The sequence below is a fragment of the Myxococcales bacterium genome (assembly GCA_016717005.1).
Taxonomy (GTDB): domain Bacteria; phylum Myxococcota_A; class Polyangia; order Haliangiales; family Haliangiaceae; genus UBA2376.
In genome coordinates this window covers 172,875-192,523 of the sequence record JADJUF010000037.1, presented here as the reverse complement: position 1 = coordinate 192,523, position 19,649 = coordinate 172,875, and the positions used below count along the sequence as shown (strand labels likewise).

The window sequence follows — 19,649 nt, the reverse complement described above, 5'->3', positions numbered from 1 at the left end:
GCGCCGCTACCGCGTCGGATCGAACCGCGTGGCCTGGCGCAGGAAGCTGACGTCGAGGTACTCGCGCCGGATCACGTCGGCCATCTCCTCGGCGGTCGCGAACCGGTCGTAGTCGACGCGGATCACCGGCACGACCTTGGAGATCGACTGCACGAACTCCTGGTAGCCCTCGTAGAGGGCCTCGAGGTACTCGAGCTTGATCGTGGCCTCGACGTCGCGGCTGCGGCGCTGGATGCGCTCGAGCGAGCTGGCCGGCGACACGTCGAGGTAGATGATGCAGCTCGGCTTGCACATGAAGTTCGCCATGTGCCGGAACAGCTGCTGGTAGGTGCGGTAGTCGCGCTCCTCCATCAGCCCCGTCGCCGCCAGCATCTTGGCGAAGATCGAGTCCTCGTAGATCGTGCGGTCCTGCACCGCCGAGCGGCCGCGCCAGATGATCTCCTGGTGCTGCTGGAACCGGCGGTTGAGCAGGTACACCTGCATCGCGAACGAGTAGCGCGCCGTGTCCCGGTAGAAGTCGGCGAGGTACTCGTTGTCGGCGACCGGCTCGTAGTGGACGTCGATGCCGAGGTGGCCGCCGAGCGCGGTCGCCAGCGTCGACTTGCCGGCGCCGATCATCCCGGCGATGCCGATGAAGATCGTGCCGAGGCTGTCGTCGACCGCCTTGGCGCCGCGCGCGGGGACCGGCGGCGCGGCCGCGACCGGACCAGCGCCCCGGGTCACCGGGGCAGGGGCGATCGGCGAGGACATGGACACGGGCGAGTCGACCTGCACCGGCCGACCTTGCCACCGCGGTCTGACGCCCCGGCGCCCTGGTGCTCCGGCGGGCGTGAAATCGGGGCTCTCGCGCGGGCCGCGCCACTCCCGGCGTGAGGACAACCTCAGCGGCGTGGCGCCGTCGTCGAGGCGGCACCGCTGGCTCACCGGATCGCGGCTCGATGCCAAGGTCCGACCACCCCGGTTCGACGCGGAGCGTCGTCGACGGGCGCGCCTATCCTCGCGAGAGCCTGACCGCCTCGTGGCGTGATCGTGACCACGGTTACGTCGCGAACGCGCCACGTTGGCGACATGCAGCTGTACCCGATCGCCCACTACGCCCGGAGGCTCAAGGCCGAGCTACCGGCGTCGACGTTCGCGCCCGCCCGCTCGCGGCTGCTCTGGCTGCCGGTGCACCTGGCCATCATCGTGATGGCCACCCTGGCGGTCGCCCGCGGCTGGCTGCCGTGGCCGCTGATCGTCGTGGCCTCGCTGGTCATCGGCGTCAGCTTCGCCGGCATCACCTTCGTCGCCCACGAGACCCTGCACGGCGGCATCGTCCGCACCGGCTGGCTCAAGCGCGCGGTCGGCTGGATCGGCTTCGCGCCGTTCATGGTGTCGCCGCGGCTGTGGGTGGTCTGGCACAACCGCGAGCACCACGGCCGCACCAACCTGCGCGAGCGCGATCCCGACATGTACCCGATGCTCGACGCGTACCGCGCGAGCCGCACCGTCCGGGTGGCGACCGACTCGTTCGCGCTCGGCGGGCGCCGCTGGACCGGGATCCTGAGCCTGCTGCTCGGGTACACCGGGCAGAGCAAGCAGATCCTGTTCAGCGCCCGCGGTCGTGGCTGGCTGTCGCCGAGCGCGTTCACCGAGGTCGTCGTCGAGACCGTCGCGGCGGTGCTGCTGTGGGCGGCGGTGGCGTGGCTGGTCGGGCCCCTCGCGTTCCTGTTCGTCTACGTCATCCCGCTCCTGCTCGGCAACGTGATCGTGATGGGCCACATCCTCACCAACCACGGCCTGAGCCCGATGACCGACGTCAACGATCCGCTGGCGAACTCGCTCAGCGTGACGCTGCCGCGGCCGCTCGAGTGGCTCACGCTCGGGTTCGGCTTCCACGTCGAGCACCACCTGTTCCCGGCGATGAGCACCCGCCACGCGCCGGCGGTCCGCGCCGCGCTCATGCGCCACTGGCCCGAGCGCTACCAGTCCATGCCGCTCACCAGCGCCGTCGCCGCGCTGCACCGCACCGCGCGGGTCTACCGCGACGCCGAGACGCTGATCGATCCGCGCACCGGCCAGACCTGGCCGACGCTGACGCCGGGGCGCGCGCCCCAGCTCGCCGCCGCGGACCTGCCCGAGCGCCCGATCCCGGACGTGCGCGCCCCGGCGCTGGCCCCGGGCCCGACGACCTGAGCCTGGCCGACCTGATCCTGATCAGGATCCTGACGCGCGGTCGCGCCGCCCGTCACATGTCGGTGTAGATGAACAGGTCGTCGCCGTTGGTGACGGCGACCACCAGGAGCGTGTCGTCCTTGGTCGCGGCGTCGAGCATCGACCACGCCTCCATCGCGACCTGGGCGTGTTGCAGGTCGTAGGCCATGACCGTGAGCATCTGCTTGGACCAGCGATCGCCCGCGGACACCTGCTCGGTCGCGAGCTGGATGTCGTCGAGCTTGCGCTCGAACAGCGTCGTCGCGGCCGCGAGCGTGTACGGGTCGCCGAGCGGGAACGTCATGGCCCGGGTGACGCTGACGCCGACCTTGCGGCCGTCGATCTCGACGAGCATGTCGACCTTCTTGCCGACGACGTCGTAGACGATCTCGGTCTCGGTCTTGAGCAGCGTGGCCTGCTCGCACCGCGCCAGCCACTCGTAGGCGAACACCTCCGAGAACACCGAGCTGCCGCCGGCGTTGGGCACCGACATCATGTACTGGCCGCCGGGCGTGAGCTGCGGGCGCTCGGCCGGGTCGTCGTAGCGGTTGTCGAACGTGAACTCGCCCTGGAACCACAGCGGGTCGGTGCCGTCGAGCTCGGCCAGCGTCAAGACGCCGCACTGGCCGGACAGCGCGCCGAAGCCGGCGGCCGCGGCGTCGGGGCCGAACGCGTCGAAGCGAGGCGGCGAGGTGTCGGTGTCCGCGACGTCGACGAGCGCGGCGTCGACCATGGCCGCGTCGACTGGTCCGGCGCTGTCGTCGGCCCCGCACGCGGCCAGGAGCGCGGGGACAAGCACGAGCACGAGCGCGCGTCGCATCACGTCAGTGTACACCGGGCTGGTCGCCGCGTTACGCTGGCCGTGATGGTCCGGCTCGTCGCCATGGTGGTCGTCGCGCTGGCGGCGTGCGCCGACGTGCCCAAGCTGCCCGACGTGTGCGCCGGCGATCAGCCGCCGCTGGCGCCGACCGTGCTCACCGACGTCGGCGGCCGGATCGACGTGACGGCCGCCACGTTCGTCGTCGACGCGACCGCGCCGATCGATCCCGACGGCGATCTCCTGGCCGTGACCGACTACGAGGTCTGGACCGCCAACGCCGACGGCAGCCCCCGCGAGCGGGTGTGGTCCGTGGCGCTGGCCTCGTCGCACCCGCCGCCGGTGACCCTGGCCATGGGCGCGTACGAGGGCCCGGCCGCGGTGCTCGGGTCGCTCGAGCTGTGGCGCGATCACCTGGTCCGGATCCGCCAGACGACCCGCACCGTCGACGGCTGCACCCAGGCCGGCCCCTGGAGCTCGCCGGTCGCGTTCCGCACCGACGACGGCTCGACGGCCTTGTTCGATGACACGACCGTGCGCGACGTCGAGCTCACGCTGTCGGCGGAGAGCTACGCCGCGATCAACGCCCAGGCGGAGCCGCCCGGGTGCGTGCCCTACAGCCGCGACTACTTCGCCGGCGACGTCGCCTACGCCGGCGTCGCGCTGACCGGCGTCGGCGTCAAGGTCAAGGGCGGTTGCGGCTCGGCCCGGGAGCTCGACGAGAAGGCCGGCTTCAAGGTCAGCCTCGACTGGGACGACCCCACGGTGGCGGGGTGCCCCGCCGACCGGCGCATCGGCGGCCTGGGCGCGCTGACGCTCAACAACATGGTGCAGGACAAGAGCCTCACCCACGAGCGCCTGGCCTACGCGCTGTTCCGCGCGATGGGCGTGCCCGCGGCGCGGACGGCGCCCGTGCGGGTGCTCGTCAACGGCGCGCTGTTCGGGCACTACCTGCACGTCGAGTCCGTCGACCGGCGGTTCCTGGCGCGGCACTTCGGCTCGAACCAGGGGATGCTGTACGAGGGCACGTACTGGTGCCAGCTCGAGTCCGGCAACATCGCCGACGACGACAGCGGCTGCCTGACCCGCGAGTTCACGCCCGACGCCTGCGACGGCGCGCCCGGCGCCGACGCCGATCCCGAGACCTACGAGCCGGTGCGCGGGCTGATCGCCCGGCTCGACGCGCTGCCGATCGGCGGCTTCTACCCGGCGGTGACCCAGATCCTCGACTTCGATCGCTACCTGACGATGTGGGCGGTCGAGGCGATGCTGTCGCACTGGGACGGCTACAGCTACGACATCGTCAACAACTACCGCGTCTACCACGACCCCGCCCGCGACCGCTGGACGATCATCCCCAGCGGCCTCGACCAGACCTTCCAGCCCAACTCGATCGACGAGTGGGGGCCCATGGGGCGGATCGCGCAGCGGTGCCTGAGCGAGCCCGCGTGCGAGGCCGCGTTCGCCGCGCGGCTGCGCGACGCGCTGGCGGCGTTCGAGGACCTGCAGCTCGAGGCTCGGCGCGCGGCGATCGTCGCGCAGCTGACGCCGCTCCTGGCCGCGGATCCTGGGCGCGAGTTCGATCCGACCGAGTTCGCCCAGGCCCAGGCCGAGACCGCGCAGTTCATCGCCGACCGCCCGGCCCAGGTGCGCGCGGTGCTGGCCGCGCACGGGTTCTGACCGAGCGCCGCGGCGCGGGCCTCACGCAGATCCTGGTGCGCCGCGCGGACGAGGCACCACGTCGCGTCCCGCACGGCGTGCGGCGACGGTCGTCGCTCCGGCGCCGGCGGGCCGGCGCGGGGACGTCGGCCGCGGCGCGCTGGCGATCGTCGCGCTGGCGGGCCTGAGCGTCGCGGCGGCCGGGGGCTCGTCCTCGCGTGCGGCGCGGCTTGGCGAGCCGACGCCGACACGTCACACTGGCGGCGTGACGGGGGATCCGGAGTCGCTGCGCATCTCGGCCCCGGCCGGGTTGCGGCTGTCGAGCCTGCTGGCCGAGCTGGCGACCAGCGCCGAGGCGCGCCAGACCGAGGCCGCCGCCACCGCGACCGACGTCACCGCGCCGGCCGTGGCCACGATCTCGCCGGGCGATCCGGTGGTGATCGACGCCCGCGACGGCCTGACCATCGCCGAGATCCTCGACGCCACCGCCAGCGCGGGCTTCGGCTTCGTGATCGCGCTGCTGGCGCTGACCGCGATCCCGTTCTTCGGCATGTCGACGCCGTTCGGCCTGGCGATCGCGTTCGTCGGCGCGCAGCTGGTGGTCGGGCGCGCCCGACCGTGGTTGCCGGCGCGGATCCGCAGGGTCACGCTGACGGTGACGGCGCTGCGCCGCATCGGCCGCTGGCTGACCCGGACCACCGGCTGGATGGCGCACCTCGTGCGCGAGCGGCTGTCACCGCTGACCCGCGGGCCCGGGCTGGCGCTGGTCGGGCTCGGCGTGGTCGTGCTCGGCCTCGGGCTGGCGCTGCCGCTGCCGATCCCTGGCTCGAACATGGTGTTCATCGTGCCGATCCTGGCCTACGCGATCGGCCTGCTCGAGCGCGACGGCCTGCTGACGCTGCTCGGGCACGCGATGACCCTCGCCCACATCGTGCTGGCGTTCACCGCGTCGCAGGTGCTGGCCAGCGCGCTCGCGCCGATCGGCCGCTGGCTCGGCCTCTGACCCGAGGCGTTGGGTTGGGCCGATCCCCGCGGCGTCGATCGGCCGCTGGTTCGGCGGCTGATCCGGGCGCGCCTGGGTCGATCCGATCCCCACGCGCTCGAGGCGCGGCGGCGCCGATCGCCGGTGTACCCGGGGCAGGCCGGGGGCGTCAGGCGCGGCGGCGCCGGCGCCCGAGCGCGAGCGCGAGCAGCCCCGCCAGGAGCGCCGTCGACGGCAGCGGCGCCGACGAGGTCTGGCAGCACCCGCCGCGCTCGCCGTCGCCACCGACGCCGCCGTCGACGCCGCCGTCGGCACCGCCGCTCCCGGCCGCGAGGTCCTTGAAGCCGGCCATCAGCTGCCAGCCCGGGTTGCCGCCGGCGGCGAACGCGTAGGCGCCGACGTCGGGCGCGCCGACCCGCGCGGCGCCGTTGAAGTCGTCGGCCACCGCGTGCGCCGGATCGCCGGCGCCGATCAAGCCGCCGCCGGCCGCGGGGAACACGTCGTTGGGCGGCGCGCCGGTGTAGCTGGCGCTCGTGAGGTCGGCGGCCAGGCTCGACGCGGTGAACCCCGCGCTGATCCCCGCGGTGGCGCCGGCGCCGCGATTGCCGGCGACGACGAGCTGGCTGGTGTCTCCGCTCGCGGCGATCGCGTTGCCGGCCTGGGCGTAGAGCGCGTTGTTGGCGATCGTGACCGCGCCGGTCATGCCGCTGACCCGGATGGCGTCGTTGGTCGCGTGGAGCACGGTGTTGTGCACGACCGTCAGGTTGCCCGGCGTGCCGGCCTGGTGCGGCTGCATCGCGATGCCGTTGGCGACCGACCCCAGGATGATGTTGTTGCGGATGACGGCGTCGGCCGCCGACTGGATCGCGTGGTCGCCGCAGCCCCACAGCAGGTTGCGCTCGATCACGTTGGCGGCGCCGTTCCCGACGGTGCTGTAGGTCAGGATGCACGGGTAGCCGGTGTCGTGGACGACGTTGTCGCGGATGACGTTGCCGGCGCTGCCCTCCTTGAGCTCGATGCCGTCGCCCTGGCTCACGGTCGGCCCGTTGGTGGCGTGGACCCAGTTGCGCTCGATCACGCTGTCGAGGACGCGGCAGCCGTCGTTGTTGCACCCGAGGTACATGCCCTCGCCGGTGCCGCCGGTGTCGTGGATGTGGTTGTGGCGGATGAGCAGGTTGCGGTAGGTCGCGCCGCCGTCGTTGGCGCGCAGCGCGACGTCGGCGGTGTGGTGGATCTCGCAGTCCTCGATCGTCAGGTGATCGGCGGCGCTGATGCGCACGCCGGCCGAGCCGCCCGTCCACTCGAGCCCGCGCAGCGTGACGTGCTCGACCCGATCGAGATCCCAGATGTTCTGGTCGGTCGCGGGCCGGTCGATCACCGGGCGCTCGCCGGTGGCCGCGCGGATCACGATCGGCGCGGCGGCGGTGCCGACCAGGTCGACCGAGAACCGGCCGGTGAGCGTGTACGTGCCGCCGTGGACGATCAGCTCGTCGCCGGCGACCAGCGCGGCGACCTTGGCCTCGAGGTCGTCGGCCGGCGTGGCCTCGTAGGTGCCGGCGAGCGCCGGGCCGGCGGCGGTGAGGGTCACGACGATCGCGAGGGCGCGCATCGCGTCAGTCTACGCCCGCGCCGGGACCCCCGCGGTGGTGAGGATCGCCCAGGTCGCGACGAGATCACGACAGCCGCGCCCCGGTTCACCGGCGCGGCGTCGTCCGGACGGCCCCAAGCCCGCGGATCGGCGCGGTCGGGCCGCGTGGTCCGCGGGTTGCTGAGGCTCCGGACATGAAGCACGCGATGTTGATGCTGGCGGTCGCGACCCTCGGCGCCGGCTGCTCGGTCCAGCGGGTCAACCGGGCCGCGCTGGTGCCGCACATGACGCCGGCCCTGCGCAGCGGCGCGCCGATGGAGACCCCAGGCGAGCTCGCGGTCGGGCTGTCGAGCGTCGCCGACGCCTCGCTCGGCTCGACCGACGCCGCCGCCGCGGTCGAGGTGCCGGGCACCCAGGCCGAGGGCGCGATGCGCGTGCGGCTCGGGCGCCACGCCGCGATCGGGCTGATCGCCGCCGACGGGTTCGCGGCCACCGCCGAGGCCGCCAAGCCCAACCAGCCCCCGGTCGACGGCGGCGACGTCCACGGCTGGGGCCTGGTGATCAACGGCATGGTGCCGACCGGCGACCCGCACTGGCACGTCGGCATCGACGCCGAGCTGATGGCGTGGACCGTGCCCTACGTCGAGTACTCGACCTGCATCGACAACTGCGCCGGCGTCCCGTGGTCGTCCGTCGAGCACGGCACCTCGACGGTCGGGCAGGTGGCCCTCGGCGTCGTGCCGACCTACTCGAAGGGCGACATCAACGTGTGGGGTGGGCTGACGTTCCGCACGCACCCGACGATCGAGCAGAAGGGCATCGAGGTCGGGCTCGACACCACCGACGAGGTCGAGGCCGGCACGTTCAACACCGTGCTCTCGGCCGGCGCCGACATCGGGCTCGGCCACGGCGTGCGCGCCGGCGCGACCGTGTACCAGGTGGTCCAGGGCCAGCCGGTCGACTACGGGCCGAGCCTGGCGCTGACCTTGACGCTGCCCCTGGGCGCGCGCGACGCGCCGCCCGCGGCGATCGCGGCGCCGTCGTCGGGGCCGCCCGGCGCGCGCTGACGCTGGCACGGTCGACGCGGCCGTGGGCGGACGCGACCGGCCGGCTCGGTGTCGCGGCGCCGACGTCGGGGCCGCCCGGCGCGCGCAACAGGCACCAGCGACGCGGCCGCGGTCGGATGCAACCGGCCGGCGCGGCTTCGCGGCGACCAAGGCGCATGACGCGGCCGGTCACGCCCGCGACGGTGGGCGGGACGCTGCGACGATCGCTGGGACGGGCGACGATGTCGCACGCCGGCGCGGTCGATGGACATGTTGTCAACGGCGCACCGACGCGGTAACCGCGTAGCTCCGGAACGTCCCCACGTCCTTCCTGGAGCGCACCCTGTGACGAAGCACCTGATCGCCGCGACCCTGTTCCTGGCGGCCTGCGGATCCAAGTCCGAGCCGTCGAAGTCCAAGCCCACCGACCAGGCGCCGCCGGTCACCGCGCCGGCGGTCGCCGCCAAGCCCGAGATCGGGGCCTGGGGCTTCGACACCGCGGGCATGAAGCCCGACGTCGCGCCCGGCGCCAGCTTCTACCAGCACGCCAACGGCACCTGGCTCGAGAAGACGCCGATCCCCGCCGACAAGTCGAACTACGGCATGTTCTCGGTGCTGGCCGATCGCAGCGAGGCCCGCACCAAGGAGATCATCCTGGGCGCGGCGACCGCGAGCGGCCCCGAGGCCAAGAAGGTCGCCGACTACTACCAGAGCTTCATGGACGAGGCCGCGATCGAGGCCGCCGGGATCACGCCGATCCAGCCGCAGCTCGATCGCATCGCCGCGATCACCGACGCGGCCGGGCTGCTGGCGGAGTTCGGCGACAACGCCCGCCACTTCCGCAAGGCGCCGTTCGCCACGATCGTCGGCCAGGACGACAAGGACCCGGAGCACTACATCGCCAGCCTCGCCCAGGGCGGGCTGGGGCTGCCCGATCGCGACTTCTACGAGCCCAAGGCCGCGCAGTTCGCGGCGGTGCGCGACGGCTACAAGCAGTACCTCGAGACCCTGCTGACGCTGATCGGCGCCAAGGACGCGGCCAAGCGCGCCGCCGCGGTCTACGCGCTCGAGGAGAAGATCGCGGCGACCCACTGGACCCGGGTCCAGAACCGCGATCCCCAGAAGACCTACAACAAGATGACCCTGGCCGAGCTGCAGCAGCTGGCGCCCGGCGTCGACTGGGCGGCGTGGGCGGCGTCGGTCGGCCTGGCCGACGTCCCGGCCATCAACGTCAACCAGCCGTCGGCGATCGCTGGCATCGCCAAGCTGGTCGGCAGCGAGCCGCTCGCGGTGTGGCGCGACTACCTGACCGTCACCCTGGTGTCGGGGGCGGCGTCGGGCCTGTCCAAGGCGTTCGTCGACGCGCGGTTCGCGATGTACGGCAAGGTCCTGTCGGGCACGCCCGAGAACAAGGAGCGCTGGAAGCGCGGCGTCGACGAGGTCACCGGGGCGCTCGGCGAGGCCGTCGGCAAGCTCTACGTCGAGAAGTACTTCACCCCGGCCACCAAGGCCCGGGCCGACGAGCTGGTCAAGAACCTGCTGGTCGCGATGGGCCAGCGGCTCGACGCCCTGACCTGGATGAGCGCCGAGACCAAGGCCAAGGCCAAGGCCAAGCTCGCCTCCTACAACCCCAAGATCGGCTACCCCAAGGTCTGGCGCGACTACAGCAAGCTCGAGGTCAAGGCCGGCGACCCGGTCGGCAACGACGAGCGCGCCAGCGCCTTCGAGTACGACCGGCGCCTGGCCCGGCTCGGCCAGCCGATCGACCGCGACGAGTGGGGCATGACGCCGATGACCGTCAACGCCTACTACAACCCCGGCCTCAACGAGATCGTCTTCCCGGCGGCGATCCTGCAGCCGCCGTTCTTCGACGCCAACGCCGACGACGCGGTCAACTACGGCGGCATCGGCGCGGTGATCGGCCACGAGATCAGCCACGGCTTCGACGACCAGGGCGCGCAGTACGACGCCAAGGGCGCGCTGGCCAACTGGTGGACCGCCGACGACACCGCCAAGTTCAAGGTCGCGACCAACCAGCTGGTCGCGCAGTACGGCACGTACTGTCCGGTGGCGGCGGTCGACGGCAAGCCGGCGCAGTGCGTGAACGGCGAGCTGACGCTGGGCGAGAACATCGCCGACCTGGCCGGCCTGACCGTCGCGTACAGCGCGTACCAGCTCGCGCTCGGCGGCAAGCCGGCGCCGGTGCTCGACGGCCTGACCGGCGATCAGCGCTTCTTCCTGGGCTGGGCCCAGGTGTGGCGGCGCCTGTACCGCGACCAGGAGCTGGCCAACCGGCTGGTCACCGATCCCCACAGCCCGTCCGAGTTCCGGACGTCGGTGGTGCGCAACCTCGACGCCTGGTACGAGGCGTACAAGCCGGCCGCCACCGACGCGCTGTTCCTCGCGCCCGACGCGCGCGTCCGGATCTGGTAGCGCGACGCGCTCGGCGCGCGGCCGCCCACGATGGTGGTGCCGCCGCCGCGATGGTCGTGACCTCATCGGTGGGGCCGCCGCCGGCGGCTCGTCGGGGGTGCCGCCGCCGCGATGGACGTGACCTCGTCGTGGTGCCACCGCCGGCGGCTCGTCGGTGGGGCGCCGCCGGCGGCTCGTCGGGTGCCGCCGCGTGGACGGACCTCGTCTGGTGCCACCGCCGGCGGCTCGTCGGTGGGGCCGCCGCGGTGGACGTGACCTCGTCGAGGTGCCACCGCCGCGACGGCGATGACGTCGCCTTGCCGCAGCCGACGGCCACGATCGTCGACGATCGCCGGCCACCTCTGGCCCCCGCGGGTTGAGTTTCGTGGCCTCGGTCGCTACCGTGCGGCCATGCGACGCTGGATCATCATCCTGGCGCTCGCGCTGATCGTGCCTGCTTCGGTCATCGCGGGGCCCTCCGACCCGACCTCCGGCCCGGCGGCCGATCCTCCCTCCGGCCCGGCCGCCGATCCGCCCGCGGACCCGGCGACGGCTGCGGCCGCGGTGGTCGCGGTCCAACCCGCGGTCGCGGCCCAACCCGCGGTCGCGGCTCAGCCGGCCGCTCCCGAATCGATCGAGGCGCAGGTGGGCGGCACCTGCCACACGCCGCGCGCGGCGATGCTGCAGCTCCTGTACTGGATCCAGGACCGCGAGGGTCGGGTCGATCCGGTGCGCGCGGCCGCGTGCTTCGACCAGAGCACGCTGGCGCCGGCGGTGCTCGCCACGCGCGCCGAGCAGCTCAAGCGCACGCTCGACGCCCGCGGCCTCTACGTCGACGTCGACGCGATCCCGACCGATCCCGACTACACCGCGCCCACGGGCATCCATCGCTGGCGGCTGCCCGATCTCGAGGTCGTCGAGCTGGTCAAGGTCGGGGCCCGCTGGCAGTTCTCGGCCGCCACGATCAAGGCCATCCCGGCGCTCCACGACGAGACCGTGCCGCCGACCGTCGAGCGGCTGCTCGCGGCGCTGCCCGATTGGTTCCACACGCGCCTCCTCGGGATCGAGGTGTGGCAGCTGTTCGGCCTGCTGCTGGTGATCCTGCTCGCGCTGGCGCTGCAGAAGCTGGTGGTCTTCGTGATCGGCACCTACGTCCGCCGCGCCGTCGGACGCTTGGCGCTGCGGTGGATCGACAAGGCCCTCAACCGGATCGCCCGGCCGATCGGCGGCCTGGTGATGGCCGCCGTGTTCTCGACGGTGGGGCCGTGGTTGCAGCTGTCGGTCCGGGTCAGCCAGGTGGCCCGGCTCGCGACCGTCGCCCTGGCGGCCTACTCGGCCGCCTGGCTCGCGTACCGGCTGGTCGACGTGCTCACCGACTGGCTCGAGGTCAAGGCCGAGGGCACCGACAGCAAGCTCGACGATCAGCTGGTGCCGCTGCTGCGCAAGACGCTCAAGGTCTTCATCGCGGTCGTCGGCACGATCTTCCTGCTCCAGAACCTCGACGTCGACGTCGGCTCGCTCCTGGCCGGCCTCGGGCTCGGCGGCCTGGCCTTCGCCCTCGCGGCCAAGGACACCGTCGCCAACTTCTTCGGCTCGCTGGTGGTCTTCATCGACAAGCCGTTCCAGATCGGCGACTGGGTGGTGATCGACGGCGTCGAGGGCACGATCGAGGAGGTCGGCTTCCGGACCACGCGTATCCGCACCTTCTACAACTCGCTGGTCACGATGCCCAACGCCAAGATGACCGACACGTCGATCGACAACTACGGCGCGCGGCGCTGGCGCCGCTACGTCGCCAACCTCGGGCTGACCTACGACACGCCGCGCGTGAAGATGGCGGCGTTCTGCGCCGGCGTGCGCGGGATCATCGCGCGCCTCGACGGCATGCGCCGCGACTACGCGATCGTCGAGTTCAACAACTACGGCGACTCGGGGCTCAACGTGATGGTCTACTGCTTCATGGACGCGCCCGACTGGAAGGCCGAGCTGAAGATCCGGACCGACCTGAACCTCGAGATCCTGCAGCTGGCCGAGGAGCTGGGCGTGTCGTTCGCGTTCCCGACCCGGACGCTGCACCTCGACACCCAGGCGCTGCCGCGCGAGCTGCCGCCGCGGCCGCGGCTCGACGAGGCCCAGCTCGCCGGCATCGTCCGCCGCTACTCGCCGCCCGCGGACGCGCAGGGCGACGAGCCGTCGTGATCATCGGCGGCGCCGGCGCGGGTCGCCCCGGTCAGCCCTGGCAGGCCCGCCCGTCGAGGTAGATCGTCGTGGTGCGGCCTGGCCGGCGGCCGTCGAGGTCGATCGCCTCGGTCAGCCCGGGCAGGCCAGTCCGTCGAGGTAGATCGTCGTGCCGGGCACCGTCGCCGACGGCACGCCGACCGCGCACGCCGGGCTCGTGGGGTCGGTGCAGCAGGTGAGGTCGACGGCGACCGTGTACAGGTTGGGCGGCGTGTCCTGCGTGCACGCGTCGGCCGCGTACCGCTTGGTCACGCCGCTGCCGGCGCAGGTGAGGTTGCCCGCGTACTGGGTGAACTGGAACGAACCGTCGGCGTTGCAGCCGATCGCGCTGGCCGAGTTCTCGTGCACCCGCCCCGAGGTGTCGGTCGACCGCCAGCCGTGACACGCGCCGGGCGCCAGGCCGACCGGCCAGCGGTGCTCGTTGCCGCCGGCGCACGTCGGGTCCTGCGCGGTCTGGAGCGTGACCAGCGCGGCCGCGCAGTCGGTCGCGGCCGCGTCCCTGCCCCCGTCGACGTCGGCCACCGTGCCGGGATCGCTCGAGGAGCACGCCGCGATCAGCGCGCAGCTCACGAGCGCGCGGGGCAGGTGCGTCAGGAACCAGCGCGGCGTCATCCTCGCTTCGACCGCCGCGGACCTCGGACGGATGCCTGCGGCCGACCTGCCGGCGCCGTCGAGGCGCGCCCGCGTCAGCTGAGCCCGACCGCGCGCACCGCGTCCTCGACCAGCCCCCGTAGCCACTGGACGCGCGGGTCGGCCCCGCGCCGGAGGTCCCAGTGGCACGCGATCGCGAGCGGCGGCAGCGGCACCGGCGCCCGCAACGCCGCCAGGGGCAAGGTCGCGCTGGCCGCGGCCACGCACGCCCGCGGGGCGGTGAGGATCAGCCCAGTCTGCGCGACCAGCTGCGGCGCGAGCATGAACGACCCGACCCGGGCGACGATCCGTCGCTCGTGGCCGCGGTCGGCGAGCGCGCGATCGACGACCGAGCTCCCCTGGCCGCTGGGGCTGATGAGGACGTGTCCCCGGCGCAGGTAGTCGCGGAGCGGGAGCTGCGCGCGGGCCGACGTCGGGACGTCCGCGCGCCGCAGCACGCACACGAAGCGATCCTCGAACAGCGGCCGCGACCCCACCGCCGTCGACGCGACCGGCGGGCCGATGACCAGGTCGACGCCGCCGTCCAGCAGCTCGGTCGTGCGGCGCGCGTCGAGCGTGTCGATGCGCAGGTCGGCGTCCGGCGCGCACGCGGCGAGCCTGGTCAACAGGGGCGCCGCCAGCAGGGCCGCCAGGTGCTCGCCGGTGGCGATCCGGACCGTCCCGCGCTCCTGGGCCGGGTCGAACTCGCCGCCGCCGGCCAGCACCCGCCCCAGCTCGTCGAGACATCGCCGCAGCGGCGGGCCGAGCGCCTCGGCGCGGGTCGTGAGCTGCATGCCGGTCGGCGTGCGGACCAGCACCGGGTCGCCCAGCATCGCCCGCAGCGCGGCCAGCGACTGGCTCATCGCCGACTGCGTGACGCCGGTGCGGCGCGCGGCGCGGGTCACGCTGCGCTCGGCCAGCAGCGCGTCGAGCGCGACCAGCAGGTTGAGGTTCATGCCGCGCAGGGTCGCGTCCATCAGTAGTGCTAATCATCGCATAAGAAGCAACAGTTCGACTGATTCAGGCCGCGGCCGCAGGCTGCGGCCATGAACCACCACCACCGCCGCGTCGCCCAGGTCGTCATCTCCGTCGTGCTCGCGTCCGCGCCCGCGGCCCAGGCCGAGCCGCCGGCCCGGGTCCTGATCGAGACCGATCCCGCCACCTTCGCCTTCGCCGGCTACGCGCTGCACGTCCGGCTCGCGCCGCGGGCCGCCCCGGGCTGGACCGTCGGCGTCGGGACCTACGCCATGGACCTGCCCGACGCGCTGGTCGGCGCTGCCCCCGCGAACCACGGCGAGGGCTGGCACCAGCGGATCCGCGCCGGCTACGGCCTGTTCGTCGATCGCGACCTCGACGGCGACGCCGCCGGGACGTTCGTCGGCGCGCAGCTCGCGGTCCAGCGCCTGGCGCTGACCCGGGACGAGGCGCCCGCGGACACGCGCGTCTACACCGCCGGGCTGGTGATGGCGCGGGTCGGCTACCTGTGGTTCCCGACCCGGCGCGGCCTCTACGTCGTGCCGTGGGCGGGCGTCGGCGCGACCGCCGCCCTCGCGGGCGAGCGCGAGCTCGCCGGGGAGACCTACCAGGTGTTCCCGGCCGTCGCCTTCGCGGCGGTGCACGTGGGCTGGCGGCTATGACCGCGCCCTGCTCGCGTCAGCGCGGGGCGCCGCCTCGGTCGAGCGCAGGTCCGCGCGTCGGGCGTCTCGCGTGGTCACTGACGCGCGCGCGCCGGACCGGTCCTGCGCCTCATCGCCCCGCGCGACTGAGCCGCCTCAGGTCCCGAGCAGCTTCTGCCAGCGCGCCTCGGCCAGGGCCTTGAGCGCCGGCGCCTTCTTGAACGGGTCGGCCTTGTAGTCGCCACCGACCAGATCGCCGCCGCCGGCGTCGATGCGCGAGTTGCCGCGCAGCGCGTGCTTGGCCGGACCCTCGAGCACCAGCAGCTTGCGCGTCGACGGGCTCACGTCGCTGGTGCAGGTGACGTCGTAGGCGAACGTCAGCTCGGACACCCCGTCGGCGTCCTCGTCGGTGACCGACACCGAGCCCGGGACGAACTGCGCGACCACGTCGTACGCGCAGGTCGGCACGCCGTCGTTGACCAGCCGCACCAGCTTGAGCTTGCCGGCCTTGCCCCGGTAGTACTGGACGAACAGCTTGCGCGCGACGACGCGGCCGACCTTGACGGTGTCCGTCGACGAGAACACCGCCAGGCCGGCGGTGGCCGTGTCGCCGTCGGTCCAGCTCCAGACCTGCTCGACGGCCTGGCCCTTGGCCTTGACGCCTGTCGGCAACGGCTTGGCCGCGTCGAGCTGGGTGACGTCGATCGGCCCGGGCTCGTCGGCCAAGGCCGGGCTGGTGAACGCGAGCAGCGCGGTGGCGAGCGTGGCGAGCGTGAGCTTCATGCGGGGACGACCTCGATGAGGTTGGGCGCGACGATACCAGCGCGCCGTCGCGCCGTCGTGGCGTCGTCACAACGCCAGCCCGCCCCCGCCGATTCCCGGGCCGAAACTGCGCCGGGCCCGGTGGTAGCGCGCGACCGGGAGCGCGCGCCTCGGGGACAACGCTGGACCGTGATCTTTGCCGATGCTACACATCGGTTCAGTCCGATGAGTGATGGCAGCGCGATCGAGTGGACCGACGCGACGTGGAACCCGGTGCGCGGCTGCACGAAGGTGTCGCCCGGCTGCAAGCACTGCTACGCCGAGACGTTCGCCGAGCGCTGGCGCGGAATCCCGGGCCATCCTTACGGCCAGGGCTTCGATCTGCGGCTGGTGCCGGAGAAGCTCGAGGAGCCGCTCCGCTGGAAGCGGCCCCGCCGGATCTTCGTCAACTCGATGAGCGACCTGTTCCAGGTCGGGGTCGACGTCCCGTTCATCCGGCGCGTGTTCGAGACGATGAACGCCGCCGACTGGCACACCTACCAAGTGTTGACCAAGCGCGCCGACCGCATGCTCGCGGTCACCAGCGCGCTGCCCCGCGACATCGTCGAGCGCGCGCATATCTGGCTCGGCGTGAGCGTAGAAGATCGCCGCTACGGCCTGCCGCGGATCGATCTGCTGCGCGAGACCCCGGCCGCGGTGCGCTTCCTGTCCGTCGAGCCGCTGCTCGAGGATCTCGGACCGATGAACCTGTCCGGGATCCACTGGGTCATCGTCGGCGGCGAGAGCGGCCCCGGCGCGCGGCCGATGGACGAGGCCTGGGTCAAGTCGATCCAGCGTCAGTGCCGCGCCCAGCGCGTGCCCTTCTTCTTCAAGCAGTGGGGCGGCGTGCAGAAGTCCAAGGCCGGCCGCGAGCTCAGCGGCCGGACCTGGGACGAGTTCCCGGCGCTCCCGGCCGTACGACCGCGGCCGTTGGCTGTCGTCAGGTAGCGGGGGCCAAGAAGCGCAGGACGAGCAATGGGTCTGGGTACGATCGCTTTCGACGACTGGTGGGGGGATTAACTGCAACCAACTGCCCCTCGTCCTCGAGTTCCGCGAGACGCTTCTTGTAGTGGGTTTCTCGAAACGAAGTTTCTGCGAGGACAAACTCCTCAACTTCACCAACGGTGACCGTCTTTCCACCGAACCGAGCGAGCAGCTGTCGTCGTAGCTCAAGGAAGTCGGGCTGCTTCTCAAAGAGGAGAACCTGCGCAGGGTTGGTTGCGTCAGAGAATCGAAATTCTCCTGACTCGTCCACCTTCCACATGGCCTCCTTCATCTTCTCGATGCCCTTGCGGCTGTTCGTCGCGAAGAACAGGAAGTAGTCCGTCGCGTCGTTCTTATTCCGCATCTCGAAGGAGCGGACATACCGAGCGCCAGCAGCATCGCGCAGTTGCGAGAGGTAGAGCCCGTGGAGGAAGTTGCGACGCTCACCAATGTCGGTTATCGAGAGCACCCCCCGCCATCGCGACGTGCCGAACAGTTCATCGAAGTTGTTTGGTTGGTCCTCGTGTTTGATGAACCGATTGATCTCTTCGAACATGAAGTTGACGAAGACCTCGCAGCTCGGGTTGGCCAGGATCTCCTTGACCAGTGCGAAGGGGACGCCCTTCCATCCAAAGGGATCGATGAAAGCAAACGTCGGAGGCAGTCCCATCCCGTGCCGCTTGTATGGATCGATCAGGTGCTGACGGAAGCCGTCCTCGAACGTCAAACCACCGGTCACGCGTGTTCTGAATCTTGCGGGCAGATTGAGACTAGCCACAAGGCCTTCTAAGTGACGCGCCCTGCCGATGTCTTTCTCGATGAAGAGGAACCGGATCTCGCTCTTGATCTTGTCTTCGTGGGAGAGCGCCGCCTTCAGCGCGATGATCGGGGAGCCGTCTTCGCCCTTGTCGTAGACGCCCGGACCGGCAAAGCCATCAACGTAGGCGATCGTATCCGCGCGACTAAGTCCAAGGATGGCGGACCACGCTTCCAGATATCGGCGGAGGATCTCGTGCTTGGCGCGGGTGTGCGGCTCAAGCGACCACGTGAGGTTCTTTCTCGCCATTTGCTAGCCCTTGACAGACGGGCATCAACTCTAGCGTTGAGGAGTCCTTGAGTCGAGTTTGCAGAACAAGAAGGGCCGCCGGAGTCACCCGGCGGCCTTCTTTTCATGGGGAATGAGGTGACTAGTAGCGGTAGTGGTCGGGCTTGTACGGGCCGTCGACGGCGACGCCGAGGTACTCGGACTGGGCCGCGGTCAGCGTGGTCAGGCGGACGCCGACCTTGCCGAGGTGCAGGCGCGCGACCTTCTCGTCGAGCTTCTTGGGCAGGACCGAGACGGTGCCCTTGGCGAACGACATGCCGGTGATCGTGTCCTTGCCGTGCTGGGCGTTGGCCCACAGCGCCATCTGCGCCATCACCTGGTTGGTGAACGAGTTCGACATCACGAACGACGGGTGGCCGGTGGCGCAGCCGAGGTTGACCAGGCGGCCGCGGGCGAGCAGCGTGATGCGCTTGCCGTTGGGGAAGATGAACTGATCGACCTGCGGCTTGATGTTCTCCTCCTTGATCTCCTTGTTGCCCTCGAGCCAGGCGACCTGGATCTCGCTGTCGAAGTGGCCGATGTTGGACAGGATCGCCTCGTCCTTCATCGCCAGCATGTGCTCGCTGCGGATCACGTCGCAGCAGCCGGTCGCGGTGACGAAGATGTCGGCCTGGGGCGCCGCCTCCTCCATCGTCACGACCTCGAAGCCCTCCATCGCGGCCTGGAGCGCGCAGATGGGATCGATCTCGGTGACCAGCACGCGCGCGCCGAGGCCGCGGCCAGCGTGGGCGCAGCCCTTGCCGACGTCGCCGTAGCCCGCGACCACGACCACCTTGCCCGCGACCATGACGTCGGTCGCGCGCTTGATGCCGTCGAACAGCGACTCGCGGCAGCCGTAGAGGTTGTCGAACTTCGACTTGGTGACCGAGTCGTTGACGTTGATGCAGGGGAACAGCAGCTGGCCCTGCTTGGCCATCTCGTAGAGGCGGTGGACGCCGGTGGTGGTCTCCTCGGAGACGCCCTTGATCTCGGCCGCGAGCTTGGTGAAGCGCTGCTTGTCGGCCTTGAGGCTCTCGGTCAGGACCGTGAGCACGGTGCGCCACTCGTCGTTGGTGGCCGTCGACGGGCTCGGCACCGCGCCGGCCGTCTCGTACTCGGCGCCCTTGTGGACCAGGAGCGTCAGGTCGCCGCCGTCGTCGAGGATCATGTTGGGGCCGTGGCCGCCCTTGAACGCGTTGAGCTGGAGGCCGATGCAGGCCCAGTACTCCTCGAGGGTCTCGCCCTTCCACGCGAACACCGGCACGCCGGCCTTGGCGATCGCGGCGGCGGCCTCGTCCTGGGTCGAGTAGATGTTGCACGAGGTCCAGGTGACCTCGGCGCCGAGCGCGACCAGCGTCTCGATCAGGATCGCGGTCTCGATCGTCATGTGCAGGCAGCCGGCGACGCGCGCGCCCTTGAGCGGCTGGGCGGCCCCGTACTCGGCGCGCAGCGCCATCAGGCCCGGCATCTCCTTCTCGGACATGCGGATCTTCTTGCGGCCCAGCTCGGCCAGGCCAATGTCCTTGATCTTGAACGCGGGAAACTCGGTGCGGATGTCCATGGGGTGCTCCAGCTCGGGGTCGTTGGTTTCGAAAAGCG

16 protein-coding genes are annotated in these 19,649 nt (G+C 71.7%); 8 read left to right on the top strand and 8 right to left on the bottom strand.

Going from position 1 to position 19,649, the window contains the following annotated elements; translation table 11 throughout:
* Nucleotides 1–6 precede the first annotated feature (6 nt).
* Nucleotides 7–756: a deoxynucleoside kinase gene (locus IPL61_24535; GenBank protein MBK9034395.1), complete on the bottom strand. Its 750-nt coding sequence runs from the start codon at nt 754–756 to the stop codon at nt 7–9.
* Between the two features lie 312 nt (nt 757–1,068).
* Between IPL61_24535 and IPL61_24530 the strand changes: the two genes are divergently transcribed.
* Nucleotides 1,069–2,175 carry a fatty acid desaturase gene (locus tag IPL61_24530; protein MBK9034394.1) on the top strand — a complete coding sequence of 369 codons (1,107 nt, stop codon included), beginning with the start codon at nt 1,069–1,071 and terminating at the stop codon, nt 2,173–2,175.
* Nucleotides 2,176–2,227: 52 nt separating this feature from the next.
* On the opposite strand, the gene IPL61_24525 is transcribed toward IPL61_24530, so the two are convergent.
* Complete coding sequence (locus tag IPL61_24525; protein ID MBK9034393.1) at nt 2,228–3,013, bottom strand: hypothetical protein; 786 nt, start codon at nt 3,011–3,013, stop codon at nt 2,228–2,230.
* Between the two features lie 45 nt (nt 3,014–3,058).
* On the opposite strand from IPL61_24525, the gene IPL61_24520 reads away from it, so the two are divergent.
* The gene (locus tag IPL61_24520) at nt 3,059–4,690 is read left to right on the top strand and encodes a CotH kinase family protein (protein ID MBK9034392.1); all 1,632 of its coding nucleotides are present in this window, start codon (nt 3,059–3,061) and stop codon (nt 4,688–4,690) included.
* A gap of 244 nt (nt 4,691–4,934) precedes the next feature.
* Nucleotides 4,935–5,672, top strand: a complete 738-nt coding sequence (locus tag IPL61_24515) for an exopolysaccharide biosynthesis protein (protein ID MBK9034391.1) — start codon at nt 4,935–4,937, stop codon at nt 5,670–5,672.
* A gap of 148 nt (nt 5,673–5,820) precedes the next feature.
* On the opposite strand, the gene IPL61_24510 is transcribed toward IPL61_24515, so the two are convergent.
* Nucleotides 5,821–7,260 (bottom strand): right-handed parallel beta-helix repeat-containing protein, encoded by a 1,440-nt coding sequence (locus IPL61_24510; protein ID MBK9034390.1) that lies wholly within the window; start codon nt 7,258–7,260, stop codon nt 5,821–5,823.
* A gap of 173 nt (nt 7,261–7,433) precedes the next feature.
* On the opposite strand from IPL61_24510, the gene IPL61_24505 reads away from it, so the two are divergent.
* The 3 genes from IPL61_24505 (at nt 7,434) to IPL61_24495 (ending at nt 12,896) form a co-directional block, all read left to right on the top strand.
* Nucleotides 7,434–8,306 (top strand): hypothetical protein, encoded by an 873-nt coding sequence (locus IPL61_24505; GenBank protein ID MBK9034389.1) that lies wholly within the window; start codon nt 7,434–7,436, stop codon nt 8,304–8,306.
* Nucleotides 8,307–8,555: 249 nt separating this feature from the next.
* Nucleotides 8,556–10,718, top strand: a complete 2,163-nt coding sequence (locus IPL61_24500) for a M13 family metallopeptidase (protein MBK9034388.1) — start codon at nt 8,556–8,558, stop codon at nt 10,716–10,718.
* A gap of 390 nt (nt 10,719–11,108) precedes the next feature.
* Nucleotides 11,109–12,896 (top strand): mechanosensitive ion channel family protein, encoded by a 1,788-nt coding sequence (locus IPL61_24495; protein MBK9034387.1) that lies wholly within the window; start codon nt 11,109–11,111, stop codon nt 12,894–12,896.
* A gap of 111 nt (nt 12,897–13,007) precedes the next feature.
* On the opposite strand, the gene IPL61_24490 is transcribed toward IPL61_24495, so the two are convergent.
* Entirely contained in the window at nt 13,008–13,547 is a 540-nt protein-coding gene (locus IPL61_24490; protein MBK9034386.1) for a hypothetical protein, read from the bottom strand.
* A 74-nt stretch (nt 13,548–13,621) separates the two neighbouring features.
* On the bottom strand, nt 13,622–14,542 hold the full coding sequence (locus IPL61_24485) for a LysR family transcriptional regulator (protein ID MBK9034385.1): 921 nt from the start codon (nt 14,540–14,542) through the stop codon (nt 13,622–13,624).
* Nucleotides 14,543–14,611: 69 nt separating this feature from the next.
* On the opposite strand from IPL61_24485, the gene IPL61_24480 reads away from it, so the two are divergent.
* On the top strand, nt 14,612–15,202 hold the full coding sequence (locus IPL61_24480) for a hypothetical protein (protein MBK9034384.1): 591 nt from the start codon (nt 14,612–14,614) through the stop codon (nt 15,200–15,202).
* Between the two features lie 135 nt (nt 15,203–15,337).
* Here IPL61_24480 and IPL61_24475 read toward each other — a convergent pair whose 3' ends face one another.
* Nucleotides 15,338–15,964, bottom strand: a complete 627-nt coding sequence (locus IPL61_24475) for a hypothetical protein (protein ID MBK9034383.1) — start codon at nt 15,962–15,964, stop codon at nt 15,338–15,340.
* Between the two features lie 204 nt (nt 15,965–16,168).
* On the opposite strand from IPL61_24475, the gene IPL61_24470 reads away from it, so the two are divergent.
* Nucleotides 16,169–16,930 (top strand): phage Gp37/Gp68 family protein, encoded by a 762-nt coding sequence (locus IPL61_24470; GenBank protein ID MBK9034382.1) that lies wholly within the window; start codon nt 16,169–16,171, stop codon nt 16,928–16,930.
* Here the strand turns inward: IPL61_24470 and tcmP are convergent.
* Entirely contained in the window at nt 16,923–18,032 is a 1,110-nt protein-coding gene (gene tcmP, locus IPL61_24465; protein MBK9034381.1) for a three-Cys-motif partner protein TcmP, read from the bottom strand. The genes IPL61_24470 and tcmP overlap by 8 nt on opposite strands.
* Before the next feature lie 121 nt (nt 18,033–18,153).
* Nucleotides 18,154–19,611, bottom strand: coding sequence for an adenosylhomocysteinase (locus IPL61_24460; GenBank protein MBK9034380.1), 1,458 nt, complete (start codon nt 19,609–19,611; stop codon nt 18,154–18,156).
* Nucleotides 19,612–19,649 lie beyond the last annotated feature (38 nt).

What these genes read in the sequence shown, in the direction of transcription:
- IPL61_24475 (MBK9034383.1), bottom strand. Translation starts at nt 15,964, where the DNA reads ATGAAGCTCACGCTCGCCACGCTCGCCACCGCGCTGCTCGCGTTCACC.
- IPL61_24460 (MBK9034380.1), bottom strand. Translation starts at nt 19,611, where the DNA reads ATGGACATCCGCACCGAGTTTCCCGCGTTCAAGATCAAGGACATTGGC.
- IPL61_24525 (MBK9034393.1), bottom strand. Translation starts at nt 3,013, where the DNA reads ATGCGACGCGCGCTCGTGCTCGTGCTTGTCCCCGCGCTCCTGGCCGCG.
- IPL61_24530 (MBK9034394.1), top strand. Translation starts at nt 1,069, where the DNA reads ATGCAGCTGTACCCGATCGCCCACTACGCCCGGAGGCTCAAGGCCGAG.
- IPL61_24520 (MBK9034392.1), top strand. Translation starts at nt 3,059, where the DNA reads ATGGTCCGGCTCGTCGCCATGGTGGTCGTCGCGCTGGCGGCGTGCGCC.
- tcmP (MBK9034381.1), bottom strand. Translation starts at nt 18,032, where the DNA reads ATGGCGAGAAAGAACCTCACGTGGTCGCTTGAGCCGCACACCCGCGCC.
- IPL61_24490 (MBK9034386.1), bottom strand. Translation starts at nt 13,547, where the DNA reads ATGACGCCGCGCTGGTTCCTGACGCACCTGCCCCGCGCGCTCGTGAGC.
- IPL61_24500 (MBK9034388.1), top strand. Translation starts at nt 8,556, where the DNA reads ATGTTGTCAACGGCGCACCGACGCGGTAACCGCGTAGCTCCGGAACGT.
- IPL61_24505 (MBK9034389.1), top strand. Translation starts at nt 7,434, where the DNA reads ATGAAGCACGCGATGTTGATGCTGGCGGTCGCGACCCTCGGCGCCGGC.
- IPL61_24485 (MBK9034385.1), bottom strand. Translation starts at nt 14,542, where the DNA reads ATGGACGCGACCCTGCGCGGCATGAACCTCAACCTGCTGGTCGCGCTC.
- IPL61_24480 (MBK9034384.1), top strand. Translation starts at nt 14,612, where the DNA reads ATGAACCACCACCACCGCCGCGTCGCCCAGGTCGTCATCTCCGTCGTG.
- IPL61_24510 (MBK9034390.1), bottom strand. Translation starts at nt 7,260, where the DNA reads ATGCGCGCCCTCGCGATCGTCGTGACCCTCACCGCCGCCGGCCCGGCG.
- IPL61_24470 (MBK9034382.1), top strand. Translation starts at nt 16,169, where the DNA reads ATGAGTGATGGCAGCGCGATCGAGTGGACCGACGCGACGTGGAACCCG.
- IPL61_24495 (MBK9034387.1), top strand. Translation starts at nt 11,109, where the DNA reads ATGCGACGCTGGATCATCATCCTGGCGCTCGCGCTGATCGTGCCTGCT.